This is a genomic window from Ruegeria sp. TASC047 (assembly GCF_059612445.1).
Map to the genome: position 1 here is coordinate 44,118 of NZ_JBXWQP010000030.1, position 16,412 is coordinate 60,529.

Annotated in this window: 21 protein-coding genes; 10 read left to right on the forward strand and 11 right to left on the reverse strand. The window is 57.5% G+C overall.

Annotated elements, in window-relative coordinates:
• Positions 1-10 precede the first annotated feature (10 nt).
• From AC2FLO_RS12545 to AC2FLO_RS12560, 4 genes are read left to right on the forward strand one after another with little or no spacing between them, the layout of a single operon-like run.
• Positions 11-670, forward strand: a complete 660-nt coding sequence (locus AC2FLO_RS12545; protein WP_209504732.1) for an ABC transporter ATP-binding protein — start codon at positions 11-13, stop codon at positions 668-670.
• Entirely contained in the window at positions 648-2,231 is a 1,584-nt protein-coding gene (locus AC2FLO_RS12550) for a KpsE/RkpR family capsule polysaccharide export protein (protein WP_496753502.1), read from the forward strand. Before AC2FLO_RS12545 ends, AC2FLO_RS12550 begins: the two co-directional genes overlap by 23 nt.
• Before the next feature lie 5 nt (positions 2,232-2,236).
• Positions 2,237-3,070, forward strand: a complete 834-nt coding sequence (gene kdsA / locus AC2FLO_RS12555) for a 3-deoxy-8-phosphooctulonate synthase (RefSeq protein WP_267364357.1) — start codon at positions 2,237-2,239, stop codon at positions 3,068-3,070.
• A 15-nt stretch (positions 3,071-3,085) separates the two neighbouring features.
• Positions 3,086-4,582, forward strand: coding sequence for a phosphomannomutase/phosphoglucomutase (locus tag AC2FLO_RS12560; RefSeq protein ID WP_496753504.1), 1,497 nt, complete (start codon positions 3,086-3,088; stop codon positions 4,580-4,582).
• A gap of 47 nt (positions 4,583-4,629) precedes the next feature.
• On the opposite strand, the gene AC2FLO_RS12565 is transcribed toward AC2FLO_RS12560, so the two are convergent.
• Positions 4,630-6,585: an AsmA family protein gene (locus tag AC2FLO_RS12565; protein WP_496753506.1), complete on the reverse strand. Its 1,956-nt coding sequence runs from the start codon at positions 6,583-6,585 to the stop codon at positions 4,630-4,632.
• Positions 6,586-6,680: 95 nt separating this feature from the next.
• Here AC2FLO_RS12565 and rimO point away from each other — a divergent pair, with 95 nt between their 5' ends.
• Complete coding sequence (gene rimO / locus AC2FLO_RS12570; protein WP_496753507.1) at positions 6,681-8,069, forward strand: 30S ribosomal protein S12 methylthiotransferase RimO; 1,389 nt, start codon at positions 6,681-6,683, stop codon at positions 8,067-8,069.
• A gap of 137 nt (positions 8,070-8,206) precedes the next feature.
• On the opposite strand, the gene AC2FLO_RS12575 is transcribed toward rimO, so the two are convergent.
• Positions 8,207-8,395 (reverse strand): hypothetical protein, encoded by a 189-nt coding sequence (locus AC2FLO_RS12575; RefSeq protein ID WP_209504738.1) that lies wholly within the window; start codon positions 8,393-8,395, stop codon positions 8,207-8,209.
• A gap of 228 nt (positions 8,396-8,623) precedes the next feature.
• On the opposite strand from AC2FLO_RS12575, the gene AC2FLO_RS12580 reads away from it, so the two are divergent.
• Entirely contained in the window at positions 8,624-8,866 is a 243-nt protein-coding gene (locus tag AC2FLO_RS12580; protein ID WP_480587888.1) for a CDGSH iron-sulfur domain-containing protein, read from the forward strand.
• Here the strand turns inward: AC2FLO_RS12580 and AC2FLO_RS12585 are convergent, their stop codons facing one another.
• The 5 genes from AC2FLO_RS12585 to AC2FLO_RS12605 form a co-directional block, all read right to left on the reverse strand.
• On the reverse strand, positions 8,867-9,127 hold the full coding sequence (locus tag AC2FLO_RS12585; RefSeq protein WP_496753509.1) for a DUF6455 family protein: 261 nt from the start codon (positions 9,125-9,127) through the stop codon (positions 8,867-8,869). It lies immediately after the preceding gene.
• Positions 9,127-9,396: a DUF6455 family protein gene (locus tag AC2FLO_RS12590; RefSeq protein WP_496753511.1), complete on the reverse strand. Its 270-nt coding sequence runs from the start codon at positions 9,394-9,396 to the stop codon at positions 9,127-9,129. Before AC2FLO_RS12590 ends, AC2FLO_RS12585 begins: the two co-directional genes overlap by 1 nt.
• A gap of 14 nt (positions 9,397-9,410) precedes the next feature.
• Positions 9,411-9,662 carry a DUF6455 family protein gene (locus AC2FLO_RS12595; protein WP_267366457.1) on the reverse strand — a complete coding sequence of 84 codons (252 nt, stop codon included), beginning with the start codon at positions 9,660-9,662 and terminating at the stop codon, positions 9,411-9,413.
• A 68-nt stretch (positions 9,663-9,730) separates the two neighbouring features.
• Positions 9,731-10,099: a YigZ family protein gene (locus AC2FLO_RS12600; RefSeq protein WP_496753513.1), complete on the reverse strand. Its 369-nt coding sequence runs from the start codon at positions 10,097-10,099 to the stop codon at positions 9,731-9,733.
• Complete coding sequence (locus AC2FLO_RS12605; RefSeq protein ID WP_496753515.1) at positions 10,096-10,803, reverse strand: M48 family metallopeptidase; 708 nt, start codon at positions 10,801-10,803, stop codon at positions 10,096-10,098. Before AC2FLO_RS12605 ends, AC2FLO_RS12600 begins: the two co-directional genes overlap by 4 nt.
• A 121-nt stretch (positions 10,804-10,924) precedes the next feature.
• Between AC2FLO_RS12605 and AC2FLO_RS12610 the strand changes: the two genes are divergently transcribed.
• On the forward strand, positions 10,925-11,164 hold the full coding sequence (locus AC2FLO_RS12610) for a DUF8831 family protein (protein WP_267364243.1): 240 nt from the start codon (positions 10,925-10,927) through the stop codon (positions 11,162-11,164).
• On the opposite strand, the gene AC2FLO_RS12615 is transcribed toward AC2FLO_RS12610, so the two are convergent.
• Complete coding sequence (locus tag AC2FLO_RS12615) at positions 11,161-11,436, reverse strand: DUF167 domain-containing protein (RefSeq protein ID WP_496753517.1); 276 nt, start codon at positions 11,434-11,436, stop codon at positions 11,161-11,163. The genes AC2FLO_RS12610 and AC2FLO_RS12615 overlap by 4 nt on opposite strands.
• A 134-nt stretch (positions 11,437-11,570) precedes the next feature.
• Between AC2FLO_RS12615 and AC2FLO_RS12620 the strand changes: the two genes are divergently transcribed.
• Positions 11,571-12,149, forward strand: a complete 579-nt coding sequence (locus AC2FLO_RS12620) for a nitroreductase family protein (protein WP_496753519.1) — start codon at positions 11,571-11,573, stop codon at positions 12,147-12,149.
• Positions 12,146-12,844, forward strand: a complete 699-nt coding sequence (locus AC2FLO_RS12625) for an EI24 domain-containing protein (protein ID WP_496803976.1) — start codon at positions 12,146-12,148, stop codon at positions 12,842-12,844. The genes AC2FLO_RS12620 and AC2FLO_RS12625 overlap by 4 nt, the downstream gene beginning before the upstream one ends.
• A 6-nt stretch (positions 12,845-12,850) precedes the next feature.
• Here the strand turns inward: AC2FLO_RS12625 and AC2FLO_RS12630 are convergent, their stop codons facing one another.
• Both AC2FLO_RS12630 and mce read right to left on the reverse strand, forming a co-directional pair.
• Positions 12,851-13,123 (reverse strand): DUF1467 family protein, encoded by a 273-nt coding sequence (locus AC2FLO_RS12630; protein ID WP_496753523.1) that lies wholly within the window; start codon positions 13,121-13,123, stop codon positions 12,851-12,853.
• 24 nt (positions 13,124-13,147) lie between these two features.
• Positions 13,148-13,552, reverse strand: coding sequence for a methylmalonyl-CoA epimerase (mce, locus tag AC2FLO_RS12635; protein ID WP_170346086.1), 405 nt, complete (start codon positions 13,550-13,552; stop codon positions 13,148-13,150).
• A 136-nt stretch (positions 13,553-13,688) separates the two neighbouring features.
• Here mce and AC2FLO_RS12640 point away from each other — a divergent pair, with 136 nt between their 5' ends.
• A complete protein-coding gene (locus tag AC2FLO_RS12640) occupies positions 13,689-14,408 on the forward strand; it encodes a response regulator (protein WP_496753525.1) in 720 nt (239 codons plus the stop codon).
• Between the two features lie 180 nt (positions 14,409-14,588).
• Here AC2FLO_RS12640 and aspS read toward each other — a convergent pair whose 3' ends face one another.
• Positions 14,589-16,364 carry an aspartate--tRNA ligase gene (aspS, locus tag AC2FLO_RS12645; RefSeq protein ID WP_496753527.1) on the reverse strand — a complete coding sequence of 592 codons (1,776 nt, stop codon included), beginning with the start codon at positions 16,362-16,364 and terminating at the stop codon, positions 14,589-14,591.
• Between the last annotated feature and the right edge of the window lie 48 nt (positions 16,365-16,412).

Below are 16,412 nucleotides of genomic sequence, written 5' to 3' on the forward strand. Positions count from 1 at the left end.
CAGGCCCCGAATGCTAGAGTTCGACAATGTCAGCAAGTCCTTCTGGACCGGGACGCGCCGCAAGGTGATCCTGGACAGGGTCTCGTTCCGTGTCGAACTGGGCACGTCGCTGGGCGTTCTGGCCCCGAATGGTACTGGCAAAACCACGCTGATCAACATGATGGCCGGTCTGGAAAAACCCGACGAGGGCGTGATCCGCCGCGAATGCCGGGTCTCGTTCCCCATGGGTTTCACCGGGGGTGTAACCGGCAAGTTGTCGGCGCTTGAGAACGCGCGATACATCGCCAAGATTTACGGCATGGACCCGGACTATGTTGAGGCGTATTGCAAATGGCTCTGCGGTTTGGGTGAATATTTCGAACAGCCGCTGTCCACCTATTCTTCGGGGATGCGGTCTCGATTCACGTTTTCTTTGATGCTGGCGCTGGATTTCGACATGTATCTTGTCGATGAAGGGATGCCGGCGTCTACAGATGTTGAATTCAACGAAAAAGCAGGGGCGATCCTGAAGGAAAGGTTGCGCACCACGACATTGGTGATCGTGTCGCACAGCCCGACTGTTTTGGAAAAATTCGCTCAGCAGGCCGCCGTTCTGCTGGACGGGCAATTGTACATGTTTGACTCCTTGGAAGAGGCAAAGCAGCTATATGACTACGAAACCCAAGGTTAGAAAGTACAACTGGCGCAGCAATCGACAGGTGGACGATTCGGCCGAGGCGCGAGCGGATGCAATCTCGCGCATACGGGGCGCGACGCAAGGTCAGGCACCGGCGGCCGAGGCCCAGCCAGGCACGCAAATTGACGACATCAAGCGCGAAGGCCTGACAGGCCGCCAGTTGCGTATTGCGCGTAAACTCGCGCAGAAACACGGACTGGCAGCAACATCGGACTATGATGCGGTGCGCTTGCTGCGCAAGAAAGGCATTGATCCGTTTCAGCGCACGAACCTTCTTGATCTTGCCGCGGCAAAGCCCTCGGGACAGGGCGACAGTTCGAAGGTCAAAGACAAGATCAGCATTCAGTTGCCGCAATCTGTAGGCACAAGCACACCGAACCTTCCGGGACCCGAGCTCAGCCCGGCTAAGCGGCGCAACCTTGAAGTCGGTCAGATTCAGAAGGACATCGCGCGTCGACGCAGGCGTAAGCTGTTTGGCCTTTTCGCGCGTCTGGCCGCCTTTGTGTTCCTTCCGACCTTTGTTGTGGGGTTCTATTTCTATCGCATCGCCACCCCGATGTATGCCAGCGATTCCGAGTTTCTGATCCTGCAAGCCGATGGCGGGCCGGGTTCCATCGGCGGGCTGCTCGCCGGGACGCAATTCGCCACCACGCAGGATTCAATCTCGGTTCAATCTTTCCTGGAATCGAAAGAGGCTTTGTTGCTGCTGGATCGGGACGCCGGTTTTTCTGATGTCTTCAAGCAGGAAGTGATTGATCCGATTCAAAGGCTATCACCCGACGCCACGCTGGAAGACGCATACAAGCTGTTCAAACGCATGATCACAATCGGGTATGATCCAACCGAAGGGGTCATTCGGATGGAGGTTGTTGCACCAGACGCACAGACCTCAACCGAGTTCTCGGAGCGTTTGATCTCTTACGCCGAAGATCGGGTGAATGCCCTGTCCGGCAAGAAGCGCGAAGACCAGATGCGCGACGCATTGGAAAGCTTTGAAGCGGCGCAGGAGGCGCGGCGGCAGGCGCAGGAGGAATTGATCGAGCTTCAGCTTCAAGGGGCGGTGCTGGACCCCGAGAATGTCATTGCCAGCCTGCGCGCCCGCATCAACGAGATCGAGATATTGGTGCAGGACAAAGAGCTTGAACTTGCCGCCCTGCAAGACAACCTGCGTCCGAACAAAGCCAAGGTCGACGGCGTCAAGGCTGACATTGCCCGGCTTGAAAAGGTGCTGGAACAACTGAATGCCGAGATGCAGGATGCTTCCGATGGCGAAAATTCGCTGGCGCGGTTGAGCGTGCGCATCCAGATCGCTCAGGCGGATCTGGCGGCACGGGACATGATGCTGCAAACGGCAATGCAGCAAATGGAATCGACCCGATCCGAAGCTAACCGGCAGGTGCGTTACCTGACCGTCTCGGTGAACCCGATCCCAAGTCAGGAACCCAGCTATCCGCGCAAGTTCGAAAATACGATTTTGGCATTCCTGTTGTTTGCTGGTATCTACCTCATGATCTCGCTTACCGCGTCGGTCCTTCGTGAACAGGTATCCTCATAAGACTCATGAAACATGTAAAAATCTCCGACCTGACAGTCGGCAACGACCTTCCGCTGACCATCATTGCAGGCCCTTGCCAGCTTGAAACGGCAGACCACGCACAGATGATTGCTGGCAAGATGAAAGAGGCCTGCGATGCAGCCGGCGCGCAATATGTCTTCAAGGCATCTTATGACAAGGCGAACCGGACCTCGCTGTCCGGCAAGCGCGGCATGGGCATTGATGCGGGGTTGCAGGTTCTGGACAGTATCCGCAAGACAATGGGCATACCGGTCCTGACCGATGTTCATACCGAAGCGCAGTGCGCCATAGCTGCCGAGGCGGTAGATGTCCTGCAAATCCCGGCGTTCTTGTGCCGCCAGACGGATATGCTGCTGGCTGCGGGCAATACCGGCGCAGTGGTCAATGTGAAAAAGGGTCAGTTTCTTGCGCCGTGGGAGATGCCCAATATCGTGTCCAAGATCGAAAGCACAGGCAACACGAATATCCTGCTGACCGAACGTGGCACTTCGTTCGGCTATAACACGCTGGTGGCTGATATGCGGTCCCTGCCGCAAATGGCCCAGACCGGATACCCGGTGGTGATGGATGCGACCCATTCCGTTCAGCAACCGGGTGGAAAAGGTGGCTCCTCGGGCGGGCAACGCGAATTTGCACCGGTCATGGCGCGCGCCGCCGTGTCGCTGGGTATTGGCGCGGTGTTCATTGAAACACACCAGGATCCGGACAATGCCCCTTCGGATGGGCCCAACATGATTCCGTTGGATCAGATGCCCCAACTCATTGACACTTTGATGCGCTTTGATGCGCTGGCCAAAGCTGATCCTATTCAGATTTAACGACTGAGACTTGTTATGACCAAACCGATTCCCGAGGTAACACCGAACACCTGGAGCTTTCTGCGCGACGCGATGATCAAGCCCACCGGGTTTCGCGAATATGACGCCCGCTGGAAATATCCGGAAGAGATCAACCTGCCAGGCATGACAGCGCTGGGCCTTGGGCTGGGTACCCAAATGCGCAGGCGCGGGATCGAACCCGTGATCGCCGTAGGAAACGATTATCGTGACTATTCACTGGCGATCAAAAACGCCCTGATCCTGGGATTGATGCAGGCCGGTATCCGCGTGAAAGACATTGGCCCTGCGCTTAGCCCAATGGCCTATTTCGCGCAGTTTCATCTGGATGTACCGGCCGTGGCGATGGTTACGGCCAGCCACAATCCAAACGGCTGGACTGGGGTCAAAATGGGCTTTGACCGCCCTTTGACACACGGCCCCAACGAGATGTCTGAATTGCGCGACATCGTTCTGAACGGCGAAGGTCAGGCGCATGAGGGTGGATCTTGGGAATTCGTCGAGGGCGTGAAGGAAGCGTATATCGACGACCTCGTCGGTGATTTCAAAGTGTCCCGCCCGCTAAAGATTGTCTGCGCAACCGGAAACGGCACCGCTTCGGCCTTTGCGCCCGAAATCTTCGAACGGATGGGGGTTGAGGTCGTCCCCAGCCATAACCGGCTGGATTACACTTTCCCGAATTACAACCCGAACCCCGAAGCTATGGAAATGCTGCATGACATGGCGGCAACGGTAAAATCCAGCGGTGCCGATCTGGCACTTGGGTTTGACGGTGACGGTGATCGTTGCGGCGTCGTCGATGATGAAGGTAAAGAAATCTTTGCCGACAAGGTGGGTGTGATCATGGCCCGCGATCTTGCCAAGCTGCACCCCGGATCGACCTTTGTCGCAGATGTGAAATCTACCGGCCTGTTTGCCAGCGATCCCGAGTTGCAGGCCCTTGGCGTCAAAGCAGATTACTGGAAAACCGGCCACAGCCACATGAAACGGCGCGTCAAGGAAATCGGCGCGCTGGCTGGGTTCGAAAAGTCGGGCCATTACTTTCTGGCCGAGCCGGTCGGGCGCGGTTATGACTGCGGAATGCGCGTAGCGGTCGAGATCTGCAAGCTGATGGACCGCAACCCGGATCAAAGCATGTCCGACCTGCGCAAGGCGCTGCCCAAAACATGGTCAACGCCCACCATGTCACCTTATGCAGCAGATACCGAAAAATACGATATCCTGCAGCGTCTGGTCGACAAGCTCGTTGCCAAAAGCGAAGCTAGTGAGACATTTGCTGGCCGTGCGATCAAAGAGGTCGTTACGGTGAACGGCGCACGTGTCATTTTGGACAATGGCAGCTGGGGGCTGGTGCGGGCTTCATCCAACACACCCAATCTGGTGGTCGTCTGTGAAAGCAGCGAAAGCGAGGCTGAGATGCGGGCGATCTTTGCCGATATCGATGCGGTGATCCGAACCGAACCCGGTGTTGGCGATTACGACCAGACCATCTGAGGAAAACTGTTTGGGGCATATCTGATTGCCCCAAGCGCAACACTTGCTCAGTTGCCGCCAAACAGTTTGAGCAGCCCTTTCTTCGCCTCTTCTTCAAGCTTGTTCTTAAGCGCATCTTCGATCTGATCGCTGTCCGTGATGGTAGTATCCAGCTCGTTTCCAACCTTTTCGAAAACTTTCTGTTTCGCGTCGTTTTCCAGCTCTTTGACCTTCACATCTGCCGCCGCTTCGATGACCTTGGTCAGATCCGGCTTGATTGACGGGTTGCTCCACGGGCCAACGATACGCACAGGCACCGATATGCCCTGCCCCGAATTGGCCCGCAAAGCTACGGGCGTGAACAGATAATCGATATTGCGCGCACCCAGACCCACGATCCCCTGACCATCGGCGCGGAAATTCTTGAGCGACATGAGCAGATCGTTATTCGTCAACACACCCTGATCGATGGTGAAGCTGGCCGACAGGCTGTTGAACACAGTTGTCCCGCCTGAACCGGTCCCCTGCCCCATAAGTCGATCCAGATCGAAACCGGATATTACCCCCGTCCCGACATCCAGATTTCCCTTACCGCTGAGAGAATGCATAATCTGATCCTCGGACTGACCTACACCCAGAAACTCAACGGTTCCTGCCGCGCTTCCCGACAGGCGTTCGACCCCGGCCAGTGTCGACAACGCCTGTTTCAGATCAATCTCACTTGCCGTCACCTTGCCACCCACGGACAGGCCGTTGCGATTGTTGGCAACCACCTGCCCATTCAACTGACCCGAAAACAACGTTGCCGGATGCATCGCAAGGACCGCCCGCGCGCGGTCCAGTGTCAGCGTCAGGTCACTTTTCCCAAAGGTCATGCCGGGAACCGCGATTGAGTTGGCCGTCAGGCGAATATTGCCATTCGCCAAAGCCAATGCGGATGCGTCGATTGGGTCTTTTGACCAGCCTTCCTGAACTGGTGACGCAGGTTGAGACGCGCCACCCGACCCGGCGCCGGTTTCGGATATCTTTGACAGGTCAAGATCGCCCGCATCCAACCGTGCGACGATCTGAGGGGGATCGGAAATGGTGATATCCGCCTCTCCGACGAACTGGTTGCCATCCAACTGCGCTGTCATGCTCCGCAGGGAAATCCGACCGTCCCGCGTATAGGTCATTTGCGCAGAGATATCGGCAACGCTACCCAATCCCCACGGCACAGCCACACCCGCCTGACCGAAGGCCGCCAGCATCCTTTCCGTATCTCGGGTGGTGATCTTTGTGGTCCCGTCCATCTCTCCGGCCAGGTTGACGTGGCCGTCAAAGCCTATCTCACCACCCGGTGCAGTCAGGGCCAGTTCAAGCGCGGTTACGGACCCTGCGGCAAAAGCTGGCAAGTCCGGGATCTTCAAATCAACCTGAACAGCACCTCCGGGTACAGGCATTGATGCTTCCATTACCATCGGCGCAGTGACCTGAGGCCAACTGGCCGACAAGGTGACATCAGGAAAATCCATCTGCGTGGCACCGTCTTCCACATAGATCAGTCGCGCATTATTTAGCTGCAACTCTTCCAAAGTTACGGTCGACGATGCGCCGGCCGGAACCGTCCCCGCAGACGGTGTGGCAGTCGCGGTGGTCACAGGCGCGCTCAGCTCCCAGTTTCCGCGCCCTTGCGAACGCTCCAGCCGCAGCACCGGGTTTTCTGCAAAAACACGTTTGATCCGCAGATCCCCATTCAAAAGCGCAGCAGCATCCACGCCCACGGCAAGGCTATCAGCGCTCAACATCGGCTCTGGCCCGGCCCAGCTGGCGTTCCCAAAACGCACGGGCCCGGTTTCCATCCCAAGTACCGGCCAGAACGACAGGCGCACATCGCCGCTCAATGTCAGTTCGCGCCCTGTCTGGGCTTTGACCTGCTCAGCCAGAATCGCGCCAAGCTTGTCTCCGGGCATCAGCAAAAGCGCGCCAATGACCAGCCCAACCACCGCCACAAGAATAAACAGGATGCGTATCAGCCATTTCATGATCTGCTCTCCGCCTTTTGGCTTGTCTTTGCCGCGATCATTCAAATCGCACGTCACATTTGCAAGGGGAAGCTTTCCCCACTATATGCCGCGCCATGACGACGAACCCGCCAAACCTCCGCCCCGACCTGGCACCGGCTGCCCGGATCACCGAGACACCCCGTTCGAACCAGCCGACGATCGGCATGGTGTCGCTGGGCTGTCCAAAAGCTTTGGTCGACAGCGAACGCATTCTGACCCGGCTTCGTGCTGAAGGATACGGCATTTCGCCCGATTATGCCGGAGCCGATGCCGTCATTGTGAACACTTGCGGGTTCCTCGACAGCGCCAAAGCGGAATCGCTGGACGCAATCGGAGAGGCACTGGTTGAAAACGGCAAGGTCATCGTCACCGGCTGTCTGGGGGCCGAACCGGATTACATCCGCGAACACCACCCCCGCATCATGGCGGTCACCGGTCCGCATCAGTACGAACAGGTACTGGATGCGGTTCACGCCGCCGTTCCCCCTGACCCTGACCCGTTCGTCGATCTGCTGCCCGCCAGCAGCGTTCGACTAACCCCCCGCCACTACAGTTATCTGAAAATCTCCGAGGGCTGTAACCACAAATGCAAGTTCTGCATCATCCCCGATATGCGGGGAAAACTGGCCAGCCGTCCGGCCTATGCGGTTCTACGCGAGGCGGAAAAGCTGGTCGAAAATGGCGTGCGCGAACTGCTGGTGATCTCGCAGGATACTTCGGCCTATGGGCTGGACCGGAAATACGATGTGAACCCGTGGAAAGACCGCGAGGTACGCAGCCACATCACCGATCTGGCCCGAGAACTGGGTCAGATGGATGCCTGGGTGCGGCTGCACTATGTCTATCCCTATCCACATGTGCGCGAGTTGATCCCGCTGATGGCGGACGCCGGGTCCAACATACTGCCCTATCTGGATATCCCGTTCCAGCACGCCCACCCGGATGTTCTGAAACGGATGGCCCGCCCCGCGGCAGCGGCCAAAACTCTGGACGAAATTCAGACCTGGCGCGCAATCTGCCCGGATATCACCCTGCGTTCGACCTTTATCGTTGGCTATCCCGGTGAGTCTGAGGCCGAATTCCAAACCCTGCTGGACTGGATGGACGAGGCGCAACTGGATCGTGTCGGCTGTTTTCAATACGAAAACGTGGATGGTGCGCGCTCAAACGACCTGCCCGATCACGTCCCGGCAGAAGTCAAACAAGAACGTTGGGATCGCTTCATGGAAAAGGCGCAGGCCATTTCAGAAGCCAAGTTGCAGGCTAAAGTCGGACAAACGCTTCAAGTAATCGTCGACGAAGTGGATGACGAAGCCGCCACCTGCCGCACAAAATCGGACGCGCCTGAGATCGACGGCAACCTGTTTATTGACGAGGGCTTCGAAGGCTTCACTCCCGGCGATATCGTCACGGTCGAAGTGGACGAGGCGGGGGAATACGATCTGTGGGGAAAACCCGTTTGACGCCAGTAACCTGCCCATAATGCCCTGGGGTGAATAGTTACCCCGTACAGCGCAGGTAGAAAAAAACCGCCATGAATGGCGGTGATAATTCCTGAAAATGGTGCAGGCGGTCCGTAGTCAGACCGCCTGCGATAAGCTTACTGAGAAACCGGGTTGCAGACGGTTTGACCTGCTTCGGTTGTTGCCAGTTCATAGCCTGCCGAGCAGCTGGCCGAGCCATACTTGTCATAGTCGGGTTGTACGTAAACAGGGGTCGGTTCTTCCTGCTGCGCACAAGCGGTCAGGACCAGGGCAAATGCGCCAACGGCTGCAAGTTTCAGTTTCATGTCCGTCAATCCTCTATTACTTTTCTGATATTGCCCAGCTTTTCGGGGCCGCATTCAGAATACGGTCTGAACGGCAATCTGGCAACCAATTCGATCACAACCTTGTGAGTCAGAGCGATTCCATGCCAGTTCGAAGCCCAAACGATGATCCTTGAGGCATTACATCTACCCTTTTGTCTGTACTGCCCTAAATTGTGCGACGTTTTCAGCCAAAGACGGAGAAACCACATGTCAGACACACCCGTTATTGCCCAGAAAACCCCTTTTTCAGTCGAGGTTGTCGAAGGGAAAACCTATTTCTGGTGCGCGTGTGGAAAATCGAACCGGCAGCCCTTTTGCGATGGATCACATAAGGACAGCGGGTTCGAACCGGTGAAATACACGGCCGAGACCAGCAAAAAGGTCTTCTTTTGCGGGTGCAAACACAGTGCAAACGCGCCGCTATGCGATGGAACGCATAAAGACCTTTGATCAACCTTTTAATCGGTTCAGTGTCTCTGAATTTGCACAGAAATCCGGGGCCGTGTCCGCTGGATGCTGCCGCTGAGCCAGCCAGCTGGCGCATTGCGCATTACAGCCCGATGCGCGACAGCGCGTGACCAGTTCGGCGTATTCTTCGGGCGACAGCCGCCCTTCAGCCATGGCTTCGCTCAGTGAAATTCCCATGCTTCGAGAGACAGAGCGCGTCAACCAAAAGTGCTTTTCGACTTCACCCAGAATATCACGAGGCATCACGCGTCCTCCGCTTGCAAAGCTTTGATGGCCTTGAAACGCTCACGGTTCGGGCATGTGTATGGGGCATGATCAATCTGTTCGCGCCGTTCCAGCCACTCAGGGCAGGTTCTGGCCCAGGCACAGCCTCGGCATTGCTGCACGATCTCGGCCCAATCCTCATGTTTCAGGTGACCGTCCCGATAGGCTGCGGCCAGGTCGGTTCCTGTGACCTCGCCCATCCGCAACACCAAACGAAGATGGGCCATGATTTCACCAAGACGTGGCATGGCGAACCTGACAGTTAAGGCATCAATTTGTGCAGTAACTCCTGGTTACGGCAATATTCAGGTGTCCGCCCAGCGGTCGCCATTTTCTTAAGCAGATCCTGACAATGATCCGGGTTCGGACAATCGGTACATCGCAGAACTGCGTCAGAAATCTGGTCGACAGATAGCTTGCCGCCAATGGCTGCTTCCTCAAGATCGATGTCCAGCATTCTGGCCATATCGTCCACCAATCCGGCATGAAGCCGCAAGGACTCTCGGGTGGGCATGCTGTATCCTTTCCCTTTCGCGCTTTACGAAATCCTAGCGCATCCGGAAGGTCAGACTTTGATACAGGTCAAGATTGGACGCCGATGTGGTCCAGATAGGCCCGGGTTGCATCTTGAACGCGGCGAAAACGGTCCCCACCCAGCTTTTTGCCTCCGTACCAGCGGGTGACGATGATCATGTGATTGTCCAGCCCTGCACGCTCGATCATCCGCAGGATTACCATACCGGCGCCACTTTCCCCATCATCGGCCTTCAGCGCACCGGTCGGCAAGGAGGCGGCCCAGGTGTTATGTGTGGCCTTGGCATAAGATTTTTCGGACTTCAGTTGGTCCAAAACCGCGTCAACTTCCGCGCGTGATACCACGCGCGCCCCGGAAACCGCATATTTCGACCCGCGATCCGTCAAAATCACGCCAAGACGCACAAGATCAGTCATTGTGTCAGTCCCAGTTGTGTCGCGGTTTCAAGCACGATGTGAACGCGCTGCGCGTTTGGCGGGTGGGTGCCCAGAAACCTGTCGCCGGGATCCGGAATCCGGTCAAAGAACTTCGCCCCAACCAGCGGGTTGTAGCCCGCATTATGTGTAATGATCGTGCCCATCTGGTCAGCCTCAAGCTCAAAATCCTTCACATAAGCCTGAACACCAACCTGCGCCCCAACTTTCTGGGCCTCTTCTATGTCGGCGGCGTCGCCCCCGCGCAGCTTCTCCGCCTTTCCGAACTCAGTTGCGCTTGCGCTGGCAATTTCGCTTTGCCGTGCGATGTGGCCCAAAACGTGATGGGCCGCCTCGTGCCCCATGACAAAAGCCAGTTCATCTGCATTTTGTGTGGAGCGGATCATCGCAAGTGTAAAGATTATGGTGGGTTGCTTCTGGTCGTCCAATGTCTGAAACGCATTGGCCGGCGCACGTGGGTTCAGATCAACGAGAATCCGGAAATCGCATTTCTGAAGCCTTGATTGTTTCAAACACTGGCTGCGAGCCTGGGCCCCAATGTTCTGGCTGACTTCGCGAAAGGTCTGGGCCATGGTTTCGGACTCCGGTCCTTCACCCAGCCAATCCGCGGCGGGTTGCACGCGCAGTGCACCTTCCGCACAGGCCGCAAGCAGCAGGGGAAGCACCAAAACTAAGCGTCTGCGCATGTTACATCCTTCGGCTCGGTCTGACCGTGATTTCAACATAGTACGTGCTGTTCAGAGTGACCACACAATGCTTTGAAACGAACGTCTTGCATTGCGCGTCGACGGCTTGCACTCTGTCCTTATGTTTTCGATTGAGCATGAATTCGACTCGACGGTCATAACGCTTGTGGACGAAGGTGAAAAACCTTTGCAAGAGGATGTTGTGATCAACAATTTCGCCGAATGCGTCACGCTGGAACAGTTTGATCCGCGAACCGACCAGGTGCAAAAGATCACCTTGTCGCCCGAACAGGTCCGCGATCTGGCCGCGGCGCTGGACCTGCCCGAGGGGGTTTACCAGATCCGTGAAACGGGGCCTTAGGGCACATAGACAAACACCTTGTTGCGCGCGGTTTGCCCCTGCTTGAGTGTCAGTGTCGAAGGGGCAACGCCAAGACATTTCGCAAGGATCACCTGAACCGCATGGTTGGCTTTGCCACTGTCAGGCGGTGCCGTGACAAATACCCTGATCTGCCCGTCTTTCACGACCATCCGGTCGCGCGCGGCCTTGGGTGTAACTTTCAGATGAAACGTTGCCCCGGCGTGCGCCTGCGCGCTGAGATCCGGCAGATCTCGTAGTTTGGATTTCGCCATTGTCGCCCCTTCCCTCAATAGTCTTGCATGATGGGCGGTGGAATGAAATTGATCCACGCGATCCGTCGCCGCGCCCTTGAAACCCTCGGCATGCCGACCAAGATACAGAGACGTGATGTAAAGGAAGTTAACATATGTCCATGAAAAACCCCGCTGCTCTGGAGTTTTTGCAGTCGCGCCGGTCCCGACCCGCCAAGACACTGGTTGCCCCGGCTCCGACACGGGACGAATTGCGCCCCCTGCTGACCGCAGCCGCACGCAGCCCCGATCACGGAAAACTGGAACCCTGGCGATTTATCGTTCTGGAACAGGGGGCCATGGCACGGTTGGCAACCCTGACCGAGGCCTGCGGGCAACGGCTGAACAAAAGTCCGGAAGACATTGCAAAAGCGCGCAGCCAGTTCGACATGGGGCATCTGGCCGTAGCCGTGATCGAAGTACAAAAACCGTCCGAGAAAATACCCGTGATCGAACAAACCTATTCTGCGGGCGCGGTCTGTCTGGCCCTGCTGAATGCCGCGCTGGCCGCAGGTTGGGGCGCAAACTGGCTATCGGGTTGGCAAACCCATGACCACGACTTCTGCGTCGACGCCTTTGGGCTTGCCGACAACGAACGTGTCGCCGGGCTGATACATATCGCCACCGAGGGAACAGCGCCACCCGAACGCCCGCGGCCCGATGTGGCAGCCTTGACGGAATGGATCACAGAATGATCATCCTGAACGCCTTTATCAGCGCGCTCGGCCAAATCGGAGATCCCAAATTCCGCGCCGTTCTGCTGCGCGGTGTAGGTTTGACCATCCTGTTGCTGGGTCTCACCTGTGCGGGTGCGATCAGGTTGATCAACTGGTTGTCGGGCAGTGAAATCTCGCTGCCATTTGTCGGAGCTGTCCCGTGGCTGAACGACGTTCTGAACTATTCAGGTATCGTTCTCGTCCTGATCCTGCCTGTTTTCCTGATGGTGCCGGTGGCGTCAGCCATCACATCGATCTTTCTGGACGAGGTGGCACAGGCGGTCGAGGACAAGCACTTTCCAGCCTTGCCGAATGCACGACGCATCCCGGTGTCAGAAGCCCTGTTTGACGGCCTCAGCTTTCTTGGCGTGCTGATTGTCGCAAACCTGCTGGCGCTGATCCTCTATGCGATCTTCACCCCGTTTGCGCCCTTCATCTTCTGGGCCATGAACGGGTTCCTGTTGGGGCGGGAATACTTCACGCTGGCTGCAATGCGCCGGATCGGGCGGGATGGCGCACGCCAACTGCGGGCCACGCATTCGACCACGATCTGGGTCGCTGGAACGCTGATGGCCATTCCGCTGTCGATACCGCTGTTGAATCTGGTGATCCCGATCCTTGGCGCGGCGACATTCACCCATATTTTTCATGCTGTGTCAGGCCAAAAGGTCTGACACAGATTAGCGCGGCTCCAGTTGGTTCAGCCAGTCGAAGTCCCGCACTGAAATCACACCAGATATGATGATCCCGGCAATGATAACCCACAAAACCACAGCAATGGCGGTGGTGATCCACATCTTTGCCTTCAGATGATGGACTTCCGGCGCACCCGCATGGGTGCCCGGAACGATATCGTTCAGGTCACCCTGAGTTTTGATGCGAATGGGCAAAACCACTAGCAACGTCATGAACCAGATGACGGCAAACAGCACCAATGCAGCAGTAATGGTCACTTCAGCCCCTCCGGGTTTTGCGGATCATACCTGTTCCAGCTCGACAAGGCAGCCGTTGAAGTCCTTGGGATGCAGGAACAGCACCGGCTTGCCATGCGCGCCGATCTTGGGCTCCCCCGACCCCAGAACACGGGCGCCGGTCGCTTTCAAATGATCACGGGCGGCGATGATGTCTTCGACCTCATAGCATACGTGATGAATACCGCCTGCCGGGTTCTTTTCCAGAAACCCGTTGATCGGGCTGTCGTCGCCCAGCGGGTACAAAAGTTCGATCTTTGTGTTGGGCAGTTCGATGAACACAACCGTGACGCCATGATCCGGCTCGTCCTGCGGCGCGCCGACCTTGGCGCCCAGCGCATTGCGGTACTGTTCGGATGCCGCCTCAAGGTCGGGTACGGCGATGGCAACGTGGTTCAGACGTCCAATCATGTCTCACTCCTGATGTCCTGCGTTGCGTGGGTTATGGGGGCTGCTCTGCAAAAGGACAAGTGCGCCAAATCGCGCGTTAACGTCGTGTTAGCCAGAAGTTCCTAGCGTGAAGCATCTGCTGGATAGGAGAGCTGCCATGGACGATTCGGGCCTCATTGCCACCACCGCCGCCTCGCCCACCGCAACGCGGCCCTTGCTGGGACAGACAATTCTGGTTGTTGAAGACAGCCGATATGCCTGCGACGCGATCCGCCTGATGTGCCTGCACAGCGGCGCACGCATCCGACGCGCTGACTGCCTGAAATCGGCACGGCGACACCTGCAGATCTATCGCCCCTCTGTCATTCTGGTCGATATGGGCCTGCCCGACGGGTCCGGAGCTGACCTGATCGCCGAACTGGCCGAAGCTTCACCACGGATCAGCGTGATCATGGGCCTGTCGGGCGATGACGCTACCGAAGGTCTGGCGTACGCAGCCGGAGCGGATGGATTTCTGTCCAAGCCGATAAAATCATTGTCTTATTTTCAGAAGTCCATTCTGGAGCGCCTGCCCGAAGATCGACGCCCAAGCGGGCTCCACTCGGTTCGAGACGAAGTCATCCGCCCCGACCCGATGGCTTATCAGGACGACATGGCCCATATCGCCGATGTCCTTACCGGGCCCAACGATCATCGCACATGGGATTACGCTGCCCAGTTCCTGCAAGGGGTCGCACGAGAAGCCGATGACAGACCGTTGGCAGAAGCCGCCCGAAAGCTGGCGCTTTCACGGGCGAACGGCGCACCGATCACGGCGCAGGCAGCGCAGGTCGCCGGCATGGTGCAGAACCGCCTGGAACAGAGAAAGGCGATTTGACGTGATTGCAGCTTATTTCATCACTGCAACGCTTCTGTGCATCTGGGCCTATCGCCAAACACGGCAGACTGCACGCTCAATTCGTGTCAACCGAGGCGATTTGAACAACCCACTGGACTGACCCGCGAATGCTAATCAGCTTCAAAATGAAACCACCCGCTTGATGCGGGCGGCTCTCGTTCAGTCCTGCGGGATGAGGCGCAAGCCCAGTTCCATCAGTTGATCCGAGGTCGGGTCTGAAGGCGCGTCCATCATCAGATCTTCGGCCCGCTGGTTCATAGGGAACATCATGACCTCGCGGATATTGGCCTCATCCGCCAACAGCATCACGATCCGGTCGATCCCAGCAGCGCAGCCACCGTGCGGCGGCGCACCGTAGTGGAAGGCGTTGAACAGAGCGCCAAAGCGGGATTTCACTTCATCCTCGCCATAGCCTGCCAGTTCAAAGGCCTTCAGCATGATTTCCGGCTTGTGGTTCCGGATCGCACCCGACACCAGCTCATATCCATTGCACGCGAGGTCATACTGATACCCGCGCACATCCAGCGGATTGCCCTGTAGCGCTTCCATGCCGCCCTGCGGCATCGAGAACGGGTTGTGCTCAAAGTCGATCGCGCCGGTTTCTTCGTCTTGCTCGTAGATCGGGAAATCAACAATCCAGGCAAAGGCAAAGCGGTCTTTCTCGGTCAGGCCAAGCTCATCCCCGATCACATCGCGCGCCTTGCCTGCAACCTTTTCAAAGGCTTTCGGCTTGCCGCCCAGGAAAAACGCCGCATCGCCGACACCCAGACCCAATTGCTGACGGATAGCCTCGGTCCGCTCGGGGCCGATGTTCTTGGCCAGCGGGCCTGCGGCTTCCATCCCTTCGCCCTGATCGCGCCAGAAGATGTAGCCCATACCGGGCAGACCCTCTTTCTGGGCAAAGGCGTTCATGCGGTCACAGAACTTACGGCTGCCACCGGTTGGCGCGGGGATAGCGCGAATTTCGGTGCCTTCCTGTTCGAGCAGCTTTGCAAAAATCGCGAAGCCAGACCCGCGGAAGTGGTCGGAAACCACCTGCATCTTAATAGGGTTCCGCAGGTCGGGCTTGTCCGTGCCGTACCACAGCGCCGAATCCTTGTAGGAAATCTGCGGCCAGTCCTGATCGACCTTGCGGCCACCGCCAAACTCTTCGAACACACCGGTCAGAACGGGCTGGATCGTGTCGAACACGTCCTGCTGCTCGACAAAGGACATCTCGAGGTCAAGTTGGTAGAAATCGGTGGGTGAGCGGTCGGCGCGCGGGTCTTCGTCGCGGAAGCAGGGCGCAATCTGGAAATACTTGTCGAAACCTGACACCATAATCAGCTGCTTGAACTGCTGCGGGGCTTGCGGCAACGCGTAGAACTTGCCCGGATGCAGGCGCGACGGCACAAGGAAGTCACGCGCGCCTTCGGGCGAGGACGCGGTGATGATCGGCGTCTGGTACTCGCGGAACCCCTGATCCCACATACGCTTGCGCATGGAGGCCACCACGTCCGAGCGCAGGATCATGTTGCGCTGCATCGCCTCGCGTCGCAGGTCGAGGTAACGATAACGCAGGCGTGTTTCCTCGGGGTATTCCTGATCGCCGAACACCATCAGCGGCAGTTCCTCGGCGGCCCCCAGAACTTCCAGTTCGCGCACGTAAACCTCGATCTCGCCGGTGGGCAGTTTCGGGTTAACCAGTTCGGCGGCACGCGCCTTGACGGTTCCGTCGATGCGGATGCACCATTCGGAACGCACCTTTTCAAGCACAGCAAAAGCGGCGCTGTCGCCATCGCACAAAACCTGTGTCACACCAAAATGGTCGCGCAGGTCGATGAACAGGACGCCCCCGTGATCTCGGACCCGATGCACCCAACCGGACAGGCGAACGGTTTCACCGACATTAGCGGCGGTCAGTGCGGCGCAGGTGTGGCTGCGATAGGCGTGCATGGATCATATCCCTTCGGGCGCAGAATTCGTCGCGCCGATACACCCTGT